The sequence below is a fragment of the Pseudomonas sp. G3-19 genome (genome assembly GCF_054855875.1).
The window spans coordinates 3,497,512-3,516,166 of the sequence record NZ_JBMPIQ010000003.1; the positions used below are offsets into that span (position 1 = coordinate 3,497,512).

19 protein-coding genes are annotated in these 18,655 nt (G+C 57.4%); 7 read left to right on the forward strand and 12 right to left on the reverse strand.

Annotation, left to right across the window (positions count from 1 at the left end):
* Positions 1 to 68: 68 nt before the first annotated feature.
* The 3 genes from ACOYXI_RS16070 to ACOYXI_RS16080 form a co-directional block, all read right to left on the reverse strand.
* On the reverse strand, positions 69 to 803 hold the full coding sequence (locus tag ACOYXI_RS16070) for a TenA family transcriptional regulator (protein WP_134787448.1): 735 nt from the start codon (positions 801 to 803) through the stop codon (positions 69 to 71).
* A 90-nt stretch (positions 804 to 893) separates the two neighbouring features.
* Positions 894 to 2,087 carry an MFS transporter gene (locus ACOYXI_RS16075; RefSeq protein ID WP_098965850.1) on the reverse strand — a complete coding sequence of 398 codons (1,194 nt, stop codon included), beginning with the start codon at positions 2,085 to 2,087 and terminating at the stop codon, positions 894 to 896.
* Positions 2,088 to 3,218, reverse strand: a complete 1,131-nt coding sequence (locus ACOYXI_RS16080) for a HesA/MoeB/ThiF family protein (RefSeq protein WP_134787449.1) — start codon at positions 3,216 to 3,218, stop codon at positions 2,088 to 2,090. It abuts the gene before it with no gap.
* A gap of 572 nt (positions 3,219 to 3,790) precedes the next feature.
* Between ACOYXI_RS16080 and ACOYXI_RS16085 the strand changes: the two genes are divergently transcribed.
* From ACOYXI_RS16085 to ACOYXI_RS16110, 6 genes are all read left to right on the forward strand, one after another.
* Entirely contained in the window at positions 3,791 to 4,459 is a 669-nt protein-coding gene (locus ACOYXI_RS16085) for a YjfI family protein (protein ID WP_096796345.1), read from the forward strand.
* A gap of 17 nt (positions 4,460 to 4,476) precedes the next feature.
* Positions 4,477 to 5,175, forward strand: a complete 699-nt coding sequence (locus ACOYXI_RS16090) for a PspA/IM30 family protein (RefSeq protein ID WP_115988786.1) — start codon at positions 4,477 to 4,479, stop codon at positions 5,173 to 5,175.
* Positions 5,176 to 5,370: 195 nt separating this feature from the next.
* Positions 5,371 to 6,018: a DUF2491 family protein gene (locus ACOYXI_RS16095; RefSeq protein ID WP_134787450.1), complete on the forward strand. Its 648-nt coding sequence runs from the start codon at positions 5,371 to 5,373 to the stop codon at positions 6,016 to 6,018.
* 15 nt (positions 6,019 to 6,033) lie between these two features.
* Positions 6,034 to 6,459 (forward strand): DUF350 domain-containing protein, encoded by a 426-nt coding sequence (locus ACOYXI_RS16100; protein WP_027614247.1) that lies wholly within the window; start codon positions 6,034 to 6,036, stop codon positions 6,457 to 6,459.
* Between the two features lie 17 nt (positions 6,460 to 6,476).
* Positions 6,477 to 7,151 carry a DUF1190 domain-containing protein gene (locus tag ACOYXI_RS16105; RefSeq protein WP_134787451.1) on the forward strand — a complete coding sequence of 225 codons (675 nt, stop codon included), beginning with the start codon at positions 6,477 to 6,479 and terminating at the stop codon, positions 7,149 to 7,151.
* Positions 7,152 to 7,153: 2 nt separating this feature from the next.
* Positions 7,154 to 8,311 (forward strand): glutathionylspermidine synthase family protein, encoded by a 1,158-nt coding sequence (locus ACOYXI_RS16110; protein WP_134787452.1) that lies wholly within the window; start codon positions 7,154 to 7,156, stop codon positions 8,309 to 8,311.
* Positions 8,312 to 8,425: 114 nt separating this feature from the next.
* On the opposite strand, the gene ACOYXI_RS16115 is transcribed toward ACOYXI_RS16110, so the two are convergent.
* Positions 8,426 to 8,944, reverse strand: coding sequence for a single-stranded DNA-binding protein (locus ACOYXI_RS16115; protein ID WP_007966163.1), 519 nt, complete (start codon positions 8,942 to 8,944; stop codon positions 8,426 to 8,428).
* Positions 8,945 to 8,953: 9 nt separating this feature from the next.
* On the reverse strand, positions 8,954 to 10,351 hold the full coding sequence (locus ACOYXI_RS16120; RefSeq protein ID WP_027614250.1) for an MFS transporter: 1,398 nt from the start codon (positions 10,349 to 10,351) through the stop codon (positions 8,954 to 8,956).
* Between the two features lie 191 nt (positions 10,352 to 10,542).
* Between ACOYXI_RS16120 and uvrA the strand changes: the two genes are divergently transcribed.
* Positions 10,543 to 13,377, forward strand: a complete 2,835-nt coding sequence (uvrA, locus tag ACOYXI_RS16125; protein ID WP_027614251.1) for an excinuclease ABC subunit UvrA — start codon at positions 10,543 to 10,545, stop codon at positions 13,375 to 13,377.
* 64 nt (positions 13,378 to 13,441) lie between these two features.
* On the opposite strand, the gene bfr is transcribed toward uvrA, so the two are convergent.
* The 7 genes from bfr to rpsM all read right to left on the reverse strand — a co-directional run bounded on the left by bfr (position 13,442) and on the right by rpsM (position 18,619).
* Complete coding sequence (gene bfr, locus ACOYXI_RS16130) at positions 13,442 to 13,906, reverse strand: bacterioferritin (RefSeq protein WP_003228714.1); 465 nt, start codon at positions 13,904 to 13,906, stop codon at positions 13,442 to 13,444.
* Between the two features lie 150 nt (positions 13,907 to 14,056).
* The gene (locus tag ACOYXI_RS16135) at positions 14,057 to 15,511 is read right to left on the reverse strand and encodes a catalase (RefSeq protein WP_027614253.1); all 1,455 of its coding nucleotides are present in this window, start codon (positions 15,509 to 15,511) and stop codon (positions 14,057 to 14,059) included.
* 239 nt (positions 15,512 to 15,750) lie between these two features.
* Positions 15,751 to 16,137 (reverse strand): 50S ribosomal protein L17, encoded by a 387-nt coding sequence (gene rplQ, locus ACOYXI_RS16140; protein ID WP_003176402.1) that lies wholly within the window; start codon positions 16,135 to 16,137, stop codon positions 15,751 to 15,753.
* Between the two features lie 42 nt (positions 16,138 to 16,179).
* Positions 16,180 to 17,181, reverse strand: a complete 1,002-nt coding sequence (locus tag ACOYXI_RS16145; RefSeq protein WP_003186012.1) for a DNA-directed RNA polymerase subunit alpha — start codon at positions 17,179 to 17,181, stop codon at positions 16,180 to 16,182.
* A 22-nt stretch (positions 17,182 to 17,203) separates the two neighbouring features.
* Positions 17,204 to 17,824, reverse strand: a complete 621-nt coding sequence (gene rpsD, locus ACOYXI_RS16150) for a 30S ribosomal protein S4 (RefSeq protein WP_003176404.1) — start codon at positions 17,822 to 17,824, stop codon at positions 17,204 to 17,206.
* Positions 17,825 to 17,842: 18 nt separating this feature from the next.
* Positions 17,843 to 18,232 (reverse strand): 30S ribosomal protein S11, encoded by a 390-nt coding sequence (rpsK, locus tag ACOYXI_RS16155; protein WP_002555466.1) that lies wholly within the window; start codon positions 18,230 to 18,232, stop codon positions 17,843 to 17,845.
* 30 nt (positions 18,233 to 18,262) lie between these two features.
* Positions 18,263 to 18,619, reverse strand: coding sequence for a 30S ribosomal protein S13 (gene rpsM / locus ACOYXI_RS16160; protein ID WP_008374135.1), 357 nt, complete (start codon positions 18,617 to 18,619; stop codon positions 18,263 to 18,265).
* Positions 18,620 to 18,655 lie beyond the last annotated feature (36 nt).

Genomic DNA, 18,655 nt, shown 5'->3' on the forward strand with positions numbered 1-18,655 from the left:
ATCAGGCCTGTTTCAATCTGCACGACTGCCAGCGAATCCGCGGCAATTTGCACGAAACGGGACGTCGACTACTGCTGACTGACTTCCTTCCAGATGGCATCGAACATGACACAACGTTTGAGCATAGCCTGACGCCCGATTTGAATCGCAAGCCGCTTGGCTTCAGGCGTCTGGTGAGTCAGGCGTTGCAGAATTCCCAGCATGGTTATCGCGTGGTCCTCATCCTCTTCGATATGCAGGCGAAAGAACTCCAGGCCTTCCTCACTGACATTCAGTCCCTCCAGTGCCAGCAGAATCGGTTTGTAAATCAGCGGCACAATGGCTTCGGCTCCCAGGCAGAGTGCTGCGAGGCCCTCGACAGGATTTTCACTGCGGCAAAGCTGCATGATGCATTGGGTGAAATCCACGGTCTGAGGTAAAGGCAATTCAGCCAAGGGATGGGTGCCCAGGATCCGCAGCGACCTTTGAAACAGCTCGGAATGCGTGAGCTTGTTGTCACCATCTATGCCCATTTCCTCTTGCATGTTTTCCAACAGTAATTTGATGTCGCCAAGGGACTCGAGGCGATTGAGGATTGCGCATAGAAAGCGGGTAAAGTTTCGCGAGTAGTAATGATGCTGGATCAGAAAGTAACGCATCCCCTTCAGGGAAACATGACCGTTTTGCATTGCCAGCAACAGTTCATGATTAACCAATCTATCTAACGCATCAGCGTCCAGCCATTGGCCCCATAATGTGCCTCCGGTCATGAAGTTAATGACCTTCGCCCCATCGCCGCAATTCAACTCTTTATCTACTTCCAACTTTAAATTCCTTTTAATTCTTTATCAGCCATCCAGCCGATCGCAACTTTCCAGTTATTCCGAAACCCCGAAAAACTTACAAAACCGTATTCATTGTGCGTCGCTGTAAATGACCGGGCGCTCAAACCTGGCCAGAAAGTAAGCACATAGAGAGGCGAAAATGATGCACAGACCGCCTGACGCAAGAATCACAGCGCTGCTTGAGAAATGCAGTAACAGCCATCCACTCAGCAGGCTCGCCGGCGGAATCGCGAGGTAGGCAATGAGCCGTGTAACTCCTACCGTTCGCCCAAGAATGGTTTGCGGAACCACTTGCTGGCGATAGGTGAAAAAAGCGATGACCACCACGGATTGGCAACCGGTAGAAAGCGCCCACAGTGCCGAAAGTGACCACGGATCGTTGGCCATCGCCCCCATCAGCGTGAACACTCCGGCCAGCAAACAGCTTCGACGGATAAGAATGCCGGCCGGATATCTCTTCACCAGAAACGCACCCATAGCTGATCCGGCGACGGCACCTGCACCAATGAGCCCGTAGTAATAGCCGACATCACTCAATGGCACGGCCAGTAGCGTGGTGTAGACATAGACAAGGCTGGCACCGATCAAGGCAAAACCGAAATTGCAGAAAAAGAACAGCATGACAAACGAACACAGTTCTCGCTGCTGGATGACATACAACAGTCCGGCTTTGATTTCCGTGAATACCCGCGTGGTGGCCGGCGCAGGCTTACCCTGCTCTTTCAGCAAGAAGCAAAGCGGCAGGGATAGCGCAAATCCGACAATGCTGCCAATCAGCAACTGCTCCTTGGTACTGAAGGCCAGCAAGGCTGCAACGCCGATTGGTGCAACGATGCGAATGATGTTGTCACTGGCATTGACGATTGCATTGAATCGATGGAGTTTGGGCCCCTCGATCAGCGCAGGCGCAATACTCTGGAAGACCGGGTGGTGGGTGGCACCGACGCTTGCCAACAGAAAGCTCAGCAGTAACAGAGTAATACTCAAGCTGCTCCCGGACAGCGTAATCACGGCAGCATATATAAGGCAGCCGGTGACGATGTTGATCAGATCACCACCGATCAAAAAACGCCGTTTGCTGTAGCGATCACTCCACACACCGGCGAAGGGCGTGACCAGTATGTAGGGCGCCATCGCGGCGAAAAAAGCCAGCGACGTCCAGACTGGGGAGCCGGTCTGCTCATAAACATACAGCGGGATCAGAAACGCTATGGCCCATGAGCAGATGGACGTGATGGCATAGGACGCCAGGAGTTTGAACATCTAGACAGTCTCCGCCTGCGCCGACCGTTGCGCGTCCGCGAGATGTCCACACACCGTGCAGTCCGGATTCTGTTGCCAGACTTCGGCGACGCTGACGTCCAGGTCGTCGAATGTGAATTCCTTTAGCTTGTTGGTCAATTGTGGCGGTTGGCAGCCGGTGATGATCTTGACCGTTTCGCTGACCATCATCCCGGCGGTGACAGCCACCAAAGTCACAAGAGCCGGACCGGGATGCTCATAAGTGATGTCGTGCTGTTTGGCCATGGTCGAAACGCTGTTCACCAGGCTGCTCTTGTTACGCGCCGACGTCAGCCAGCAAGCACCGCAGCCCGAGGAGCCAGGCACCACCGAATAAAACACCGAGCGCCGTACATCAAGCCCGCCTGAAATGAAGGGTACGCCCTGTTTAACACAGGCCTCATTCAGCCAGTCGGCCATGTAGTTCGCGGGTTTATCAGCGACACAAATCACAATATCGTGGCCGCGTACGATGCCGGCGACGTCTTGCGCCGACTGGAGGCGGGTTTCGTGAGCAGTAATGTCGAGGTGACTGTTGAATTCAAGCAACCTGCGCCTGGCCGTTGCAACCTTCGGCATGCCAACGTCGGTTTCCTTGTAAAGGATCTGCCGGTTCAAATTGCTCAACTCGATCGTGTCAAAATCGAGGATCGTCAGATGGTGGACACCCAGCGCCACCAGGTCGAACAGGATATGGGTGCCCAGACCGCCGCAGCCCAGTACGCAGACCCTGGCCGTGCGCAGTTTTTCCTGGTGGGTGAACTTGTTCTCGCCCACAGCCGCTATCGACCCGAAAAAGTCGATGTTGCGGGAAAATCTGATGCGGTCATGATCCGAAAGAGAAGTCGCTTCAAAGGCATCCGGACTTTCGACCAGCCGGTATCTGATCAGATCTTGCGCAACGCTACGGATTTCGTCCTGACCCACCCCGGGGTAACGGTCTGCCACCTGGGTAATCAACTCCTCATAGGGTGTACGGCCATCAAGTGCCTTGATGAACTCCCAGACAGCACCGTGTAGGTCGGGGATTTTTGCGTATTGACCGTTAAAACGCAGGACTACCTGACCATCAAGTTTGAACGGAATAATCGTCGGTTTAAGACAAAGCTTCATATTCGAGCCTCAATCGCTATTAAAACAACTTGATAAAGAACCAGGGCCATTAAGGCCCCGGCTCTTACTGATCAGATCAGCCGATCTGAGAATCGCCAGCGGAAGATGCTTTTTCGAAAGTCATAATGATTTCCTCAAAAGTTGAAGGGCCGGTAGTCCAAGCTGTGTTCCACCGGAGTGAAGGTGTGCACACCCCAAAACTAGAATAAGTTCTTAGTGGTTGCGAACCGACCTTGTTTCTTAATATTACTCACAAAGAACAAACTTCCTACGCTCTTACGAAGGGCCGCTATTACTTCTTACGGAAACATGCCAAAACAATGTAGGAATTATCTTCAATATTTAAACAATAAAAAATCACAGCGAGAGAATTGAGAAACAAACTCGCCTTCCAGACAATAAACATCAGTGATTAATCAGAAACACACTCCCCACCCGGGACAACGCTTGCGACCACCACCTCATCAGCGATGTCGACATGCCGAAAAAATCTCACGCGTGAGCCATTGATGGCATTTTGAATTGGTTGTAGTGTGGCTCACGCGTGAGATGTTCATAACGGAGTCATTGCCATGAAAAGTCGCTCCCCCACCGTTGCATCAGAGAGCCCACAGGGAGAGCGCTCGAAACCGTCCGCGAAAAAGCCGTCGAGCTTCTACATGAAGCAGATGCGCGCGGGCCTGGCTGCCGCCGGTTATGTGAAACACGAAACTTGGGTACTTCCGGAAAACCGAAGCTTGCTCAAGCAGATGGAGCAACAGCTACGCCAACCGATTCTGGCTGGCTCATTCATGTCGGAGAATTACATGAGCGCAGGCAACAACTGGAACATCGATAGCCTCTTCAACGCCCTCAAGGCACTGGACGAGGTGGCTTCGCACGAGATCACGCTGTCTCTGATCCAGAGCTCCGAACCCAGCATCAAGCTGGAAATGAACGAATTCGGCGGTCTGCCGATTCACATCGCTGTGGCCGGTCAGCAGATCATCGTCGACACCGTGCTGGTGGACATCGATTCGATCACTGACGTGCGCGCCTTCAACGACGCCGTGCTGCGCAGCCGGGAAATGTTCCCGCTGTCGTCGATCGGCATCGAGTCGATGCCCAATGGTCAGACCGTTTACAACATGTTTGGCGCCCTCAGCGCCGACTCGAGCCTGACAAACGTCGTCACCGAGGTGAAAACCCTGGTCGACAACGTGCAGCGCGCGAGCGAAGCCTTCGAACACTTCTTCAAGTAATCAACAGGGAATATCCAATGACTCAGTCCATCTGGAGCAAGTTGTTCACCGCGCTGCGCGGCGGCGCCAATGAAGTCGGCGAAGCGATCGTCGACCAACAGGCCCTGCGCATCCTCGACCAGGAAATCCGCGACGCCGACACCGCGCTGTCCAACGCCCGCCGCGAGCTGGTCACCATCATGGCCAAGCACAAGCTGGCCGCCGACCGCGTGAGCGAGTACGACGCGAAGATCAAGGATCTGGAAGCCAAGGCTGTTTCCGCGCTGAACGCCGGCCGCGAAGACCTGGCCATGGAAGTGGCCGAAGCGATTTCGACCCTGACCAACGACTTGGCCGCCGAGAAAGCCCAGAGCGACGAATTCGGCACCTACGCCGAAAACATGCGCAAGGACATCAGCAAGGCCGAGTCGCGGATCAAGAGCCTGCGCCAGCAAGTGGACATGGCCAAGGCCCGTGAAAGCGTGCAGAAGGCGCAGGTCAGCGCATCCATCGCCAGCGGCGGCGCCAACGGCAAACTGGAAACCGCCGTCGGCACGCTGAACCGTCTGCAGGCCAAGCAGCAGCAACGCGCTGCCGAGCTGAGTGCCGCCGATGAACTGGCTGACGCTTCGACCGGCAATGACCTGGAACGCAAACTGCGCGACGCTGGCATCACGCCGAACGAAGGCAGCGCCAATGCGATCCTCGAGCGTCTGAAGCAGAAGTCCGCGCAGTAAGCGTTTGCACAAAACCTGTGGGAGCGGGCTTGCTCGCGAAAGCGGTGTGTCAGTCGGTACCTTAGCTGCCTGACACACCGCCTTCGCGAGCAAACCGCTCCCACATGGTTTACGGCGTGTCGTTCGTCGCCCGGCCCGGTACACTGGCGGCGTTTTTTACGACGAACACCTCCACCCGCCTCAAGGAATGTACCCATGGGATGGTTCAAAGACTTGCTGGGCACCAGCAACTGGCAGCCCGTTGCGCCCGCTCCGGTAGCCAGTGGCCCACTCGGGATGGCACAAGGCAAAGGCGTGCGATTCGATTCGACTCTGGCCTTGCTGCTCGATGGCAGCACCTCGGTGCAGGTTCCAGCGGCAGAGGCAATCTGGAGCGCCGGCTGGATCGACCTCGGCCAATCCAACAAGCTGCATCGCTACTACCTCAATAACGAAGACTTCTGGCTGCAGATCCACGTCACCGGTGACGACCAGATCGAGTCGGTCACCCTGTTCAACTACCTCAGCTACGTGACCGTCAACAGTGACGCCGAGCTGCAGCGCCTGGCCGGCCCCGCGAGCCCGATCGGCCTGCCGATCTATACCCACGACGGCGTCCAGTACAGCCGCGAATGGGGCACCGAACAAGGCCAGACCGAACTCGTACCGATGACCGAACATGTGGTCAACCCGGACGAGAGCTACACCATCGAACACCACTCCATGCTTTACGCGCGCGAGACCGGCCTGACCGATCGCCGCGAACTGCTGCTGTTCTCCGTCGAACAGGACGAGGAAGGCACCGTCAGCCTGAGTACCTCGCTGGGCATTTCGCTGTACACGACTGATTTGAGCACCATTTAAATAAGGAAGTTTTCCATGCTGGAAGTGCTGGCCGTTTCCCTGAACAAGACCGCACTGGTCGGTTTCGTCGTCTACCTGATCGGCGCCGTGCTGCTGTTCATGCTGTTTCAGTTCGTCTACACCCGCATCACGCCACACAAGGAGTTCGAGCTGATTCGCTCCGGCAACATCGCTGCCGCCATCGCTCTGGCGGGCGCGATCATCGGCTTCGCAATTCCGGCCAGCAACGTGATCGCGTTTTCGGTCAACGTTCTCGATTTCGTGCTGTGGGCGGTAATTGCTGCGGTGGTGCAGCTGCTGGCCTTTCTCGCCACGGGGCTGGTGCTCAAGGGCACGTCGCAGCGTATCGCCAACGGTGAAATCGCTTCGGGTATCTATGTGGCCGCAGTAGCCATCAGCGTCGGCATGCTTAACGCCGCGTGCATGACCCCGTCCAACTGATCGGCAGGAAGCCTTCGATGAAACGCAGCAAGTACGTTCAACTGTCCCTCGCCGCTTCGGTGGCGCTGGCGATTTCCGGCGAAGTTGCCGCGCAGGAGCAGCAACGCTTCCAATCTGTCGAGGAGTGCGTCGGCGCCGAAGTGGCCGCCGACGTCTGCTCCAACGCCTACGTCGCGGCATTGACCGAACACCGACGTATTGCGCCGGCCTACGATGACAAGGCCAAGTGCGACGCAGACTTTGCCGCCGACTGGTGCCAGAAAAACTCCGATGGCCGCTTCGTGCCGAAGCTCGGCGGTTTCAGGGTGCCGCAGAACGGCGAGGCGCCACAGGACCTGAATGCGCTTGCCAATGCGCAGATGTCTGCCGGTGAAGCCGCCGCCCAGAACGTACAAAGTACTTCGCACTCGTCCGGCGGCGGCAACGGCTGGCTCACAGGCTGGTTGATCGGCAATGCGATGAGCAATAACGCCAACCGCACGGTTTATCGCGACCGCGATACGCGCCAGACCTACAACACTTCGACGCAGTACCGCAAAATCGAATCGGCGCCGGCTACTCGCTCCGACACCCGCTACGACAGCTCCCGAAGCAAACCGGTCAACGTCGCTTCGTCGACGTCCCGCGGCGGCTTCGGCAGCCAGTCTTCCGCCCGCAGCGGTTGGGGCGGCTGGGGCAGTTCGAGCAGCTGACCATGAAGAAGATCCACTGCGCCGAGCGCCCCGACTGGAAACAGACGGCCGAAAGCCTCGGCTTTCTGTTCCACACCATCGACAACGAGCCGTACTGGGACGAAAGCGCCTACTACCAGTTCACGCTCGCGCAGATTGAAAACGATCTGGAGGATCCGACCACCGAACTGCACGAGATGTGCATGGACCTGGTCGACCGCGTGGCGCACAGCGAAGAGCTGCTGGATCGCCTGAGCATCCCGGCGCCGTACTACGACATGATCCGCACGTCCTGGCTGGAAGGTCATCCGCATCTGTACGGGCGCATGGACTTTTCCTACAGCGGCAACGGCCCGGCAAAGCTGCTGGAACTCAACTACGACACGCCGACCAGCCTTTATGAGGCAGCGGCGTTTCAGTGGGGCTGGCTGGAGCAGTGCATCGAGCGCGGGATGCTGCCGCGCCATGCCGACCAGTTCAACAGCATCGATACCAAGCTGCACCAGGCGTTTGCCGAGTTGCAGCTCAAGCGGCCGTTCTACTTTGCGTCGATGAAAGACTCGGTCGAAGACAAGGGGACCACCGACTACTTGCGCCTGATCGCGGAAAAGGTCGGCATCGAATCCCGGCACATCGACATCGAAGACATCGGCCTGACCGCCGAGGGTTGCTTCGTCGACCTTGAGGATCGCTGGATCCCGCACCTGTTCAAGCTGCATGCCTGGGAATTTATTTTCCACGAGCCATTCGGTGCAGCAATCGCCGAAAGCGATACGCAGTTCTTCGAACCGGCGTGGAAGTCGATCCTGTCGAACAAAGGCGCGCTGCCTTTGCTGTGGGAGCTGCACAAGGGGCATCCGAATCTGCTCGCGGCGCACCTTGATCCGAATCCGGCCAGTGCGGTGCCCAAGGGCTGGGTACGCAAACCGTACTTCTCCCGCGAAGGCGCGAATATCGAACTGCAAACGGCAGAAGGTCTGATCGTCAAAGAAGGCGGGCCCTACACCGATGCGCCATTCATCCTGCAGGAATTTGCGCCATTGCCGAAGTTCGACGACAGCTACACGCTGATCGGCTCGTGGGTGATTGGTGATCAGGCGGCGGGGATCGGCGTGCGCGAAGACAACAGTCTGATCACCAAGGATTCAAGCCGGTTTCTGCCGCACCTGATCCTCGACTGAAACACACACCCGCTCCCACAGGAGATCAGTGGTAATCGCGGACCTTGCGCCACAAAAAAGGCCCGTCGTGTTGAACGACGGGCCTTTTTTATTCAGCGTGGATGCAGCAGCGAATCAGAACGGGATGTCGTCATCGAAGCTGTCGAAATCCGGGGCCGGTTGCGGTGCAGCCTGCTGTGGAGCCGGGGCTGGACGCTGTTGTGGAGCCGACTGCTGCGGACGCGGAGCCTGTTGGCGTGGCGCCTGCTGCTGGTAGTTGTTGCCACCGCCTTGTTGGTCGCCCTGTTGTGGACGGCCGCCGAGCAGTTGCATGGTGCCTTGCATGTCGACCACGATTTCTGTGGTGTAACGCTTGATACCGTCTTTTTCCCACTCGCGGGTCTGCAGCTTGCCTTCGATGTACACCTGCGAACCTTTACGCAGGTACTCGCCGGCGATTTCCGCAACCTTGCCGAACATCGAAACACGGTGCCATTCGGTCTTCTCGACCTTTTGACCGGTTTGCTTGTCGGTCCACTGTTCGCTGGTTGCCAGACTCAGGTTGGTCACGGCGTTACCGTTAGGCAGGTAGCGAACTTCGGGATCCTGGCCGCAAGTGCCGACCAATATGACTTTGTTAACCCCACGGGCCATAACGTTCTCCTAGGCTTCGCAAGCAGCCCCGGCCGGGTTGTTCACCAGGCGTTCGAGGGTGTCGCGATCCACTAATTCTTTGTCCAGTTTGATGTAAACAGCCGCTTCATCAGCAACTATCACTGCATCTGTTACCCCTACGAGGGCCTTGAGGCGCTCGACCAGACCCGCTTCGCGGATCGCTTCGGGCGACAACGGCAAGCGCAGGCTCGTCACGTAGGGAGGTTCGCGCATGGTAACAGCAAAGGCCAGCCAGATGGCAGCCAGACCCGCACATCCAAGGAACACAACCGACAGACCGCCATGCTGAAACAGCCAGCCGCCGAGTATCCCGCCGAGTGCCGAACCGAGGAACTGACTGGTGGAATACACGCCCATGGCCGTGCCCTTCCCGCCTGCCGGTGAAACCTTGCTGATCAGCGACGGCAACGAAGCTTCCAGCAGATTGAACGCGGTGAAGAACACCACCGTGCCGATCACCAGAGCCCGCAAGCTGTCACCGAACTGCCAGAAGAATAGCTCAGTGAGCATCAGCGTCAGGACGGCACCGAGCAAAATTCGTTTCATTTTGCGTTTCTTCTCGCCGTAGATGATGAACGGGATCATGGCGAAGAAAGAAATCAGCAGTGCGGTCAGGTAAACCCACCAGTGCTGCTCCTTGGGCAAACCGGCCTTTTCCACCAGCGCCAGCGGCAGTGCGACGAAGCTCGACATCAGCATCGCGTGCAGCACGAAAATGCCCAGGTCCAGGCGCAGTAGATCGGGATGTTTGAGCGTCGGCATCAAGGCCTGACGCGCCACACCAGACTCTCGATGGCTCAATGGCCCGGTGGATTTCGGCACCATGAACATTACGATGACGATCCCGAACAGGGCCATGCCGCCCGTCGCGAGGAACAGTCCGGACAGGCCGAACGCGCGGGTCAGCAACGGCCCGACCACCATGGCCACGGCGAACGACAGACCGATGGTCATGCCGATCATGGCCATGGCTTTGGTGCGGTGTTGTTCGCGAGTCAGGTCGGAAAGCAACGCCATCACCGCAGCGGAAATTGCCCCGGCGCCTTGCAGGATGCGTCCGGCGATCACGCCCCAGATCGAATCGGCCTGAGCCGCCAGCACACTGCCAAGGGCGAAGACCACCAGCCCGAGGAAAATCACCGGCCGCCGGCCGATACGGTCGGAAATGATCCCGAACGGAATCTGGAAAATCGCCTGGGTCAGGCCGTAAGCGCCAATCGCCAGCCCGATCAGGGCCGGGGTCGCTCCCGCCAGGTCCATGCCGTAGGTCGCCAGTACCGGCAACACCATGAACATGCCAAGCATACGGAAGGCGAACACCAGGGCCAGACCGCTCGCTGCGCGGGTCTCGCTGCCACTCATGCGTTCGCTGTGGGGATCGTGCATGGAAAAACCTCGTGTGAACCGGCGGCGATTCTACCAGTCCCATCGAAAGACGGGGTATATCGCGACGCTATGACGCGTATAGATGAAACTCTCTTCATGCAAGGTAAAAAACCCTTCGTTTGATAGTGTGCATCCATCCAGTATTTGCCCGTATACTCCTACGTTTTCGACGCCCGCCGAGCGAGGCCACTTTGGACAAGATCCTGATACGTGGGGCCCGTACCCACAACCTGAAGAACATCGACCTGACCCTGCCACGGGACAAACTGATCGTCATCACCGGCCTGTCCGGATCCGGCAAGTCGTCCCTGGCCTTCGACACGCTGTACGCCGAAGGTCAGCGCCGCTATGTCGAATCCCTGTCGGCCTACGCCCGACAGTTCCTGTCGATGATGGAAAAACCCGACGTCGACACCATTGAAGGTTTGTCGCCGGCGATCTCCATCGAACAGAAGTCGACCTCGCACAACCCGCGTTCCACGGTCGGCACCATCACCGAAATCTACGACTACCTGCGTCTGCTGTATGCACGTGTCGGTACGCCGCGTTGCCCGGATCACGACATTCCGCTGGAAGCGCAGACCGTCAGCCAGATGGTCGATCTGGTGCTGGCACAACCGGAAGGCAGCAAGCTGATGTTGCTGGCGCCGGTTATTCGCGAACGCAAAGGTGAACACCTTTCGGTTTTTGAAGAGCTGCGTGCCCAAGGCTTCGTCCGCGCCCGGGTCAACGGCCGCATTTGCGAACTCGATGAACTGCCGAAACTGGATAAACAGAAGAAGCACTCGATCGATGTGATCGTCGACCGTTTCAAGGTCCGCGCCGACCTGCAGCAGCGTCTGGCCGAATCGTTCGAAACCGCACTGAAGCTGGCGGACGGCATTGCCTTGGTCGCGCCGATGGACGATGAGCCAGGTGAAGAGATGATCTTCTCCGCGCGCTTTGCCTGCCCGATCTGCGGCCATGCCATCAGCGAGCTTGAGCCGAAACTATTCTCCTTCAACAACCCGGCCGGCGCCTGCCCGACCTGCGATGGCTTGGGCGTGAAGCAGTTCTTCGACATCAAGCGCCTGGTCAATGGTGAACTGACTCTTGCCGAGGGCGCGATTCGCGGCTGGGACAGGCGTAACGTCTATTATTTCCAGATGCTCGGCTCACTGGCCTCGCACTACAAGTTCAGTCTTGAGAAGCCGTTCAACGAGCTGACCGCCGAACAGCAGAAACAGATCCTGCACGGCAGCGGCTCGCAGAATGTCGACTTCAAGTACCTCAATGACCGCGGCGACATCGTCAAACGTTCGCACCCGTTCGAAGGTATCGTGCCGAACCTTGAGCGTCGCTACCGCGAAACCGAATCGGCCAGCGTGCGCGAAGAGCTGGCCAAGTTTCTCAGCACCCAGGCTTGCCCGGATTGCCGCGGCACTCGTCTGCGCCGTGAAGCGCGGCACGTGTGGGTTGGCGAGAAAACCCTGCCGGCAGTGACCAACCTGCCGATTGGCGATGCCTGCGAATACTTCGGCGAGTTGAAGATGACAGGTCGGCGTGGCGAGATCGCCGACAAGATCCTCAAGGAGATCCGCGAGCGCCTGCAATTTCTGGTCAATGTCGGCCTCGACTATCTGTCGCTGGATCGCAGCGCCGACACCCTGTCCGGCGGCGAGGCGCAGCGCATTCGTCTGGCCAGCCAGATCGGCGCAGGTCTAGTCGGGGTGCTGTACATCCTCGACGAGCCGTCCATTGGTCTGCATCAGCGCGATAACGACCGGTTGCTCGGCACCCTCAAGCACCTGCGCGACATCGGCAACACGGTGATCGTGGTCGAGCACGACGAAGACGCGATTCGTCTGGCCGACTACGTGGTGGATATCGGGCCGGGCGCCGGGGTGCACGGCGGGCAGATCGTGGCTGAAGGCACGCCGGCCGAAGTCATGGCGCACCCGGATTCCCTGACCGGTAAATACCTGTCGGGGCGGGTGAAGATCGAAGTGCCGGCCAAACGCACGCCGCGTAACAAGAAGCTGACGCTGTCGCTCAAGGGCGCGCGCGGCAACAACCTGCGCAACGTCGATCTGGAAATCCCGATCGGTCTGCTGACCTGCGTGACCGGCGTTTCCGGCTCGGGCAAATCGACTTTGATCAACAACACGCTGTTCCCGTTGAGCGCTACTGCACTCAATGGTGCGACCACGCTGGAAGCGGCCGCGCACGACAGCATCAAAGGCCTGGAACATCTCGACAAAGTCGTCGATATCGACCAAAGCCCGATCGGCCGTACGCCGCGCTCCAATCCGGCCACCTACACCGGGCTGTTCACGCCGATCCGCGAACTGTTCGCCGGCGTGCCCGAGTCACGCTCCCGAGGTTACGGCCCGGGGCGTTTCTCGTTCAACGTCAAGGGCGGTCGCTGCGAGGCGTGCCAGGGCGACGGCCTTATCAAAGTGGAAATGCACTTCCTGCCGGACATTTACGTGCCGTGCGATGTGTGCAAGAGCAAGCGCTACAACCGCGAAACCCTCGAGATCAAATACAAGGGCAAGAGCATCCACGAAACCCTCGAGATGACCATCGAGGAGGCGCGGGAGTTCTTCGACGCGGTACCGGCGCTTGCACGCAAGCTACAGACGTTGATGGATGTGGGCCTGTCGTACATCAAGCTCGGGCAGTCGGCAACCACGCTGTCCGGTGGTGAGGCGCAACGGGTCAAGCTGTCACGCGAGCTGTCCAAGCGCGACACCGGCAAAACTCTGTATATCCTCGATGAGCCGACCACCGGCCTGCACTTTGCGGATATCCAGCAATTGCTCGACGTGCTGCATCGCTTGCGCGACCACGGCAATACCGTAGTGGTGATCGAGCACAACCTTGACGTGATCAAGACCGCCGACTGGCTGGTGGACCTGGGGCCGGAGGGCGGCTCCAAGGGTGGTCAGATCATCGCCACCGGTACGCCGGAGGAAGTGGCCGAGATGAAGCAATCTCACACCGGTCATTACCTCAAGCCATTGCTGATTCGCGATCGGGCTTGATCTCCGGGCATGAAAAAGCCCCTGTCACTTCAACCGTGACAGGGGCTTTTTTGTATCTGTGCAATCAGGTGTGAGATTGCAGGTAATTCTCGAGACCGATGAGTTTGATCAGGCCCAACTGCTTTTCCAGCCAGTAGGTGTGATCTTCTTCAGTGTCGTTGAGCTGAACACGCAGGATTTCGCGACTGACATAATCCTTGTGCTGCTCGCACAACTCAATGCCTTTGCACAGAGCGGCGCGGACTTTGTACTCGAGACGCAGATCTGCTTCGAGCATCTCCGGGACGGTGGTGCCGACGTCGAGATCGTCCGGGCGCATGCGCGGTGTGCCTTCGAGCATCAGGATCCGGCGCATCAGTGCGTCGGCGTGACCGGCCTCTTCTTCCATCTCGTGGTTGATTCGTTCGTAGAGCTTGGTGAAACCCCAGTCCTCATACATCCGCGAGTGAACAAAATATTGGTCACGCGCGGCCAGTTCGCCGGTCAGCAACGTGTTGAGGTAATCGATTACGTCTGGGTGGCCTTGCATCGCCCTACATCTCCCTGCTTGAAAGTCTGTAGTTTGAACCAAGCTGACCGGAAGGTCACCCCGTTTCGCGCAATAAAAGCGAAGATATTCTGAGAAAACCAGCCTAAATAACGCAAAAACCGCCCCAATGAGGGCGGTTCTGCTTCTCGTTTAGACTTCGTTAAGCTGTACGTCGAGCAGCTTTGCGATTGCTTCTCCATACGCCGGATCGGCCTTATAGAAATGCTGCAACTGACGATCAACCACATCAGGTGAAACCCCGCTCATGGCGCCGGCGATATTGCTGACCAGCAAGGCTTTCTGCTCGTCACTCATCAGACGGAACAGCGCACCGGCGTGGCTGTAGTAATCGGTGTCTTCGCGATGATCGTAACGGTCAGCAGCACCGCTCAATGCCAGTGCAGGCTCGGCGTAGTGCGGAGCTTGCTTCGGTGATTCAATGTAGCTGTTCGGTTCGTAGTTAGGTGCTGCACCACCATTGCTGCCGAAGGCCATCGAGCCGTCGCGCTGGTACGTATTCACCGGGCTGCGCGGCGCATTCACCGGTAATTGTTGGTGGTTTGTGCCCACGCGATAGCGGTGTGCATCGGCGTAGGCGAACACGCGGCCTTGCAGCATGCGATCCGGCGACAGACCGACACCTGGAACCATGTTGCTCGGACCGAATGCGGCTTGCTCGACCTCGGCAAAGTAGTTCAGCGGGTTGCGGTTCAGCTCCAGTTCGCCGACCTCGATCAGCGGAAACTCCTTTTGCGACCAGGTCTTGGTCACGTCGAACGGGTTCTCGTAGTGCGCTGCAGCCTGAGCCTCGGTCATGATCTGAATGCATACGCGCCATTTCGGGAAATCGCCACGCTCGATGGCTTCGAACAGATCACGCTGAGCGTAATCCGGATCGGTACCCGCCAGGCGCGCAGCATCGGCTGGTGCCAGGTTCTTGATGCCCTGCTTGGTTTTGTAGTGCCACTTCACCCAGTGACGCTCACCTTTGGCATTGATCAGGCTGTAGGTGTGGCTGCCGAAGCCGTGCATATGGCGATAGCCGTCGGGAATGCCACGATCCGAGAACAGAATGGTCACTTGATGCAGTGCTTCCGGCGAATGCGACCAGAAGTCCCACATCATCTGGGCGCTTTTCAGGTTGCTCTGCGGCAGACGTTTCTGCGTGTGGATAAAGTCGGGAAACTTCAGTGGATCACGAATGAAGAAAACAGGGGTGTTGTTGCCAACGATGTCCCAGTTGCCCTCTTCGGTGTAGAACTTGAGGGCGAACCCACGTGGATCACGTTCAGTGTCAGCCGAGCCACGTTCGCCGCCTACAGTGGAGAAGCGCAAGAACGTTGGCGTTTGCTTGCCCACGGCCTCAAACAGTTTGGCGCTGGTGTATTCGGTGATATCACGGGTCACGGTGAACGTACCGTAAGCACCCGAGCCCTTGGCGTGCACGCGGCGCTCAGGAATGTTTTCACGGTTGAAATGGGCAAGCTTCTCGATCAGATGAAAATCGTCGAGCAGCAGCGGGCCACGGGGGCCGGCGGAGCGAGAATTCTGGTTATCGGCGACAGGTGCGCCACTGGCGGTCGTAAGCGTTTTGATCTGGCTCATACGGTCTTCTTCCTCTGTCAGTCTTGAAACTGCCGGCTAATCGGCTTGCTGGGAAGTATTGATCATCGATGAGACACCTACAAATTCATTAACTTGCAGTCATCGATAGATAATTACTAATTATGTTTCCCTGCACATAGTGGCAACACAACAATGTCAGAAGCTTGTACGAACAGCGCATTTCTTGCGGGCACAAAAAACCGGGCACTAGGCCCGGTTTTTCGTTTCAGACTGACGTCTTACTCGGCGGATACAGCTTCGCCAGCAGTAGCACGATCAACCAACTCGACGTACGCCATAGGCGCGTTGTCGCCAGCGCGGAAGCCGCACTTGAGGATGCGCAGGTAGCCACCCTCACGGGTAGCGTAACGCTTGCCCAGGTCGTTGAAGAGCTTACCAACGATAGCTTTCGAACGAGTACGGTCGAAAGCCAGACGGCGGTTAGCCAGGCTGTCTGTCTTGGCCAGAGTGATCAGCGGCTCGGCAACGCGGCGCAGTTCTTTGGCTTTTGGCAGAGTAGTCTTGATCAGCTCGTGCTCGAACAACGACACCGCCATGTTCTGGAACATGGCCTTGCGGTGCGAGCTGGTGCGGCTCAGGTGACGCCCACTTTTACGATGACGCATGGTTCATTCCTTACCAAACACTACGTTCGGTGATTACGACGATCAGGCAGTCGCCTTGTCGTCCTTCTTAAGACTTGCAGGCGGCCAGTTGTCGAGGCGCATGCCGAGGGACAGACCGCGGGAGGCCAGAACGTCCTTGATTTCAGTCAAGGATTTCTTGCCCAGGTTCGGAGTCTTCAACAGCTCTACTTCGGTACGCTGAATCAGGTCGCCGATGTAGTAGATGTTTTCCGCCTTAAGGCAGTTAGCCGAACGTACAGTCAGTTCCAGATCGTCAACCGGGCGAAGCAGGATCGGATCGATCTCGTCTTCCTGCTCGACAACCACTGGCTCACTGTCACCTTTGAGGTCGACGAACGCAGCCAACTGCTGTTGCAGGATGGTTGCAGCGCGGCGGATAGCCTCTTCAGGATCCAGAGTACCGTTGGTTTCCAGATCAATAACCAGCTTGTCCAGGTTGGTACGCTGCTCGACACGGGCGTTTTCCACCACGTATGCGATACGGCGAACCGGGCTGAACGAAGAGTCGAGCTGCAAGCGACCAATGCTGCGGCTTTCGTCTTCATCGCTCTGACGCGAGTCGGCTGGTTCATAACCACGACCACGAGCTACGGTGAGCTTCATGTTCAGGGCGCCGTTAGACGCCAGGTTAGCGATTACGTGATCGGGGTTAACGATCTCGACATCATGATCCAGCTGAATATCGGCAGCGGTAACCACCCCCGAACCCTTCTTCGACAAGGTCAGCGTAACTTCGTCACGACCGTGCAGCTTGATGGCCAGACCTTTAAGGTTCAACAGGATTTCAATTACGTCTTCCTGTACACCTTCGATGGCGCTGTACTCGTGGAGCACACCGTCAATCTCGGCCTCGACTACTGCGCAGCCGGGCATTGAGGACAACAGGATGCGGCGCAGCGCGTTGCCCAGGGTGTGGCCAAAACCACGCTCGAGAGGCTCGAGAGTGATCTTGGCGCGGGTTGGACTGACAACCTGCACATCAATGTGGCGGGGTGTCAGGAACTCATTTACCGAAATCTGCATGGATGCACCTATTTTCTAGCCCTTACTTGGAGTAGAGCTCGACAATCAGGCTTTCGTTGATGTCGGCGGACAGATCACTGCGAGCAGGAACGTTCTTGAAAACGCCCGACTTCTTCTCAGTGTCTACTTCTACCCATTCTACGCGGCCACGTTGGGCACACAGATCGAGAGCTTGGACAATGCGAAGTTGGTTTTTTGCTTTCTCGCGAACTGCGACCACGTCACCAGCACGAACCTGATACGACGGAACGTTTACGGTCTGACCGTTAACGCTGATCGACTTGTGCGATACCAGCTGACGGGATTCGGCACGAGTCGAACCAAAGCCCATACGGTATACAACGTTGTCCAGACGGCATTCGAGCAGTTGCAGCAGGTTTTCACCGGTTGCACCTTTCTTGCCAGCAGCTTCTTTGTAGTAGCCGCTGAACTGACGCTCGAGAACGCCGTAGATACGACGGACCTTCTGCTTTTCACGCAGTTGGGTGCCGTAGTCGGACTGGCGACCGCGGCGTTGGCCGTGGATACCAGGTGCTGCTTCAATGTTGCACTTCGATTCGATCGCGCGCACGCCGCTCTTCAGGAAGAGATCGGTGCCTTCGCGACGAGCGAGTTTGCATTTTGGACCAATGTAACGAGCCATTCTTTACAATCTCCTGGATTACACGCGGCGCTTCTTCGGCGGACGGCACCCGTTGTGCGGGATTGGCGTCACGTCGGTGATGCTGGCGATCTTGTAGCCACAGCCGTTCAAAGCGCGGACTGCGGATTCACGACCTGGACCTGGACCCTTGACGTTAACGTCGAGGTTTTTCAGGCCGTATTCCAGCGCAGCTTGACCAGCACGCTCAGCAGCTACTTGAGCAGCGAACGGGGTGGACTTGCGGGAACCGCGGAAACCCGAACCACCGGAGGTAGCCCAGGAAAGAGCGTTACCTTGACGGTCGGTAATGGTCACGATGGTGTTGTTAAAAGAAGCATGGATGTGGGCGATGCCATCAACCACTGTCTTTTTAACTTTTTTACGAGGACGAGCAGCAGGTTTTGCCATGATTAAATTCCTGTCGATTCGCTGGGGCGATTACTTGCGGATCGGCTTACGCGGACCTTTACGGGTACGCGCGTTGGTCTTGGTACGCTGACCGCGTACTGGAAGACCGCGACGATGACGCAGACCGCGATAGCAACCGAGGTCCATCAAGCGCTTGATTTTCATGTTGATTTCGCGACGCAGGTCACCTTCAGTGGTGAACTTCGCCACTTCGCCACGCAGCTGTTCAATTTGCTCGTCGCTCAGATCTTTGATCTTTGCTGCTGGGTTTACCCCAGTGTCTGCACAGATTTTCTGCGCAGTAGTGCGACCGACACCATAGATGTAGGTCAGCGAGATAACAGTATGCTTGTTATCTGGAATGTTAACGCCTGCAATACGGGCCATTCAGTGGGACTCCAATTGACAGCTACCTACGCCCCG

Bases quoted from the DNA above. Each gene is read 5' to 3' on its own strand.
- ACOYXI_RS16085 (WP_096796345.1), top strand. From the start codon at position 3,791: ATGAAAAGTCGCTCCCCCACCGTTGCATCAGAGAGCCCACAGGGAGAG.
- ACOYXI_RS16115 (WP_007966163.1), bottom strand. From the start codon at position 8,944: ATGGCCCGTGGGGTTAACAAAGTCATATTGGTCGGCACTTGCGGCCAG.
- ACOYXI_RS16100 (WP_027614247.1), top strand. From the start codon at position 6,034: ATGCTGGAAGTGCTGGCCGTTTCCCTGAACAAGACCGCACTGGTCGGT.
- ACOYXI_RS16145 (WP_003186012.1), bottom strand. From the start codon at position 17,181: ATGCAGATTTCGGTAAATGAGTTCCTGACACCCCGCCACATTGATGTG.
- bfr (WP_003228714.1), bottom strand. From the start codon at position 13,906: ATGCAAGGCCACCCAGACGTAATCGATTACCTCAACACGTTGCTGACC.
- ACOYXI_RS16080 (WP_134787449.1), bottom strand. From the start codon at position 3,218: ATGAAGCTTTGTCTTAAACCGACGATTATTCCGTTCAAACTTGATGGT.
- ACOYXI_RS16075 (WP_098965850.1), bottom strand. From the start codon at position 2,087: ATGTTCAAACTCCTGGCGTCCTATGCCATCACGTCCATCTGCTCATGG.
- ACOYXI_RS16110 (WP_134787452.1), top strand. From the start codon at position 7,154: ATGAAGAAGATCCACTGCGCCGAGCGCCCCGACTGGAAACAGACGGCC.
- rplQ (WP_003176402.1), bottom strand. From the start codon at position 16,137: ATGCGTCATCGTAAAAGTGGGCGTCACCTGAGCCGCACCAGCTCGCAC.
- ACOYXI_RS16135 (WP_027614253.1), bottom strand. From the start codon at position 15,511: ATGAGCCAGATCAAAACGCTTACGACCGCCAGTGGCGCACCTGTCGCC.
- ACOYXI_RS16120 (WP_027614250.1), bottom strand. From the start codon at position 10,351: ATGCACGATCCCCACAGCGAACGCATGAGTGGCAGCGAGACCCGCGCA.
- rpsD (WP_003176404.1), bottom strand. From the start codon at position 17,824: ATGGCTCGTTACATTGGTCCAAAATGCAAACTCGCTCGTCGCGAAGGC.
- ACOYXI_RS16095 (WP_134787450.1), top strand. From the start codon at position 5,371: ATGGGATGGTTCAAAGACTTGCTGGGCACCAGCAACTGGCAGCCCGTT.
- rpsM (WP_008374135.1), bottom strand. From the start codon at position 18,619: ATGGCCCGTATTGCAGGCGTTAACATTCCAGATAACAAGCATACTGTT.
- ACOYXI_RS16105 (WP_134787451.1), top strand. From the start codon at position 6,477: ATGAAACGCAGCAAGTACGTTCAACTGTCCCTCGCCGCTTCGGTGGCG.
- ACOYXI_RS16090 (WP_115988786.1), top strand. From the start codon at position 4,477: ATGACTCAGTCCATCTGGAGCAAGTTGTTCACCGCGCTGCGCGGCGGC.
- rpsK (WP_002555466.1), bottom strand. From the start codon at position 18,232: ATGGCAAAACCTGCTGCTCGTCCTCGTAAAAAAGTTAAAAAGACAGTG.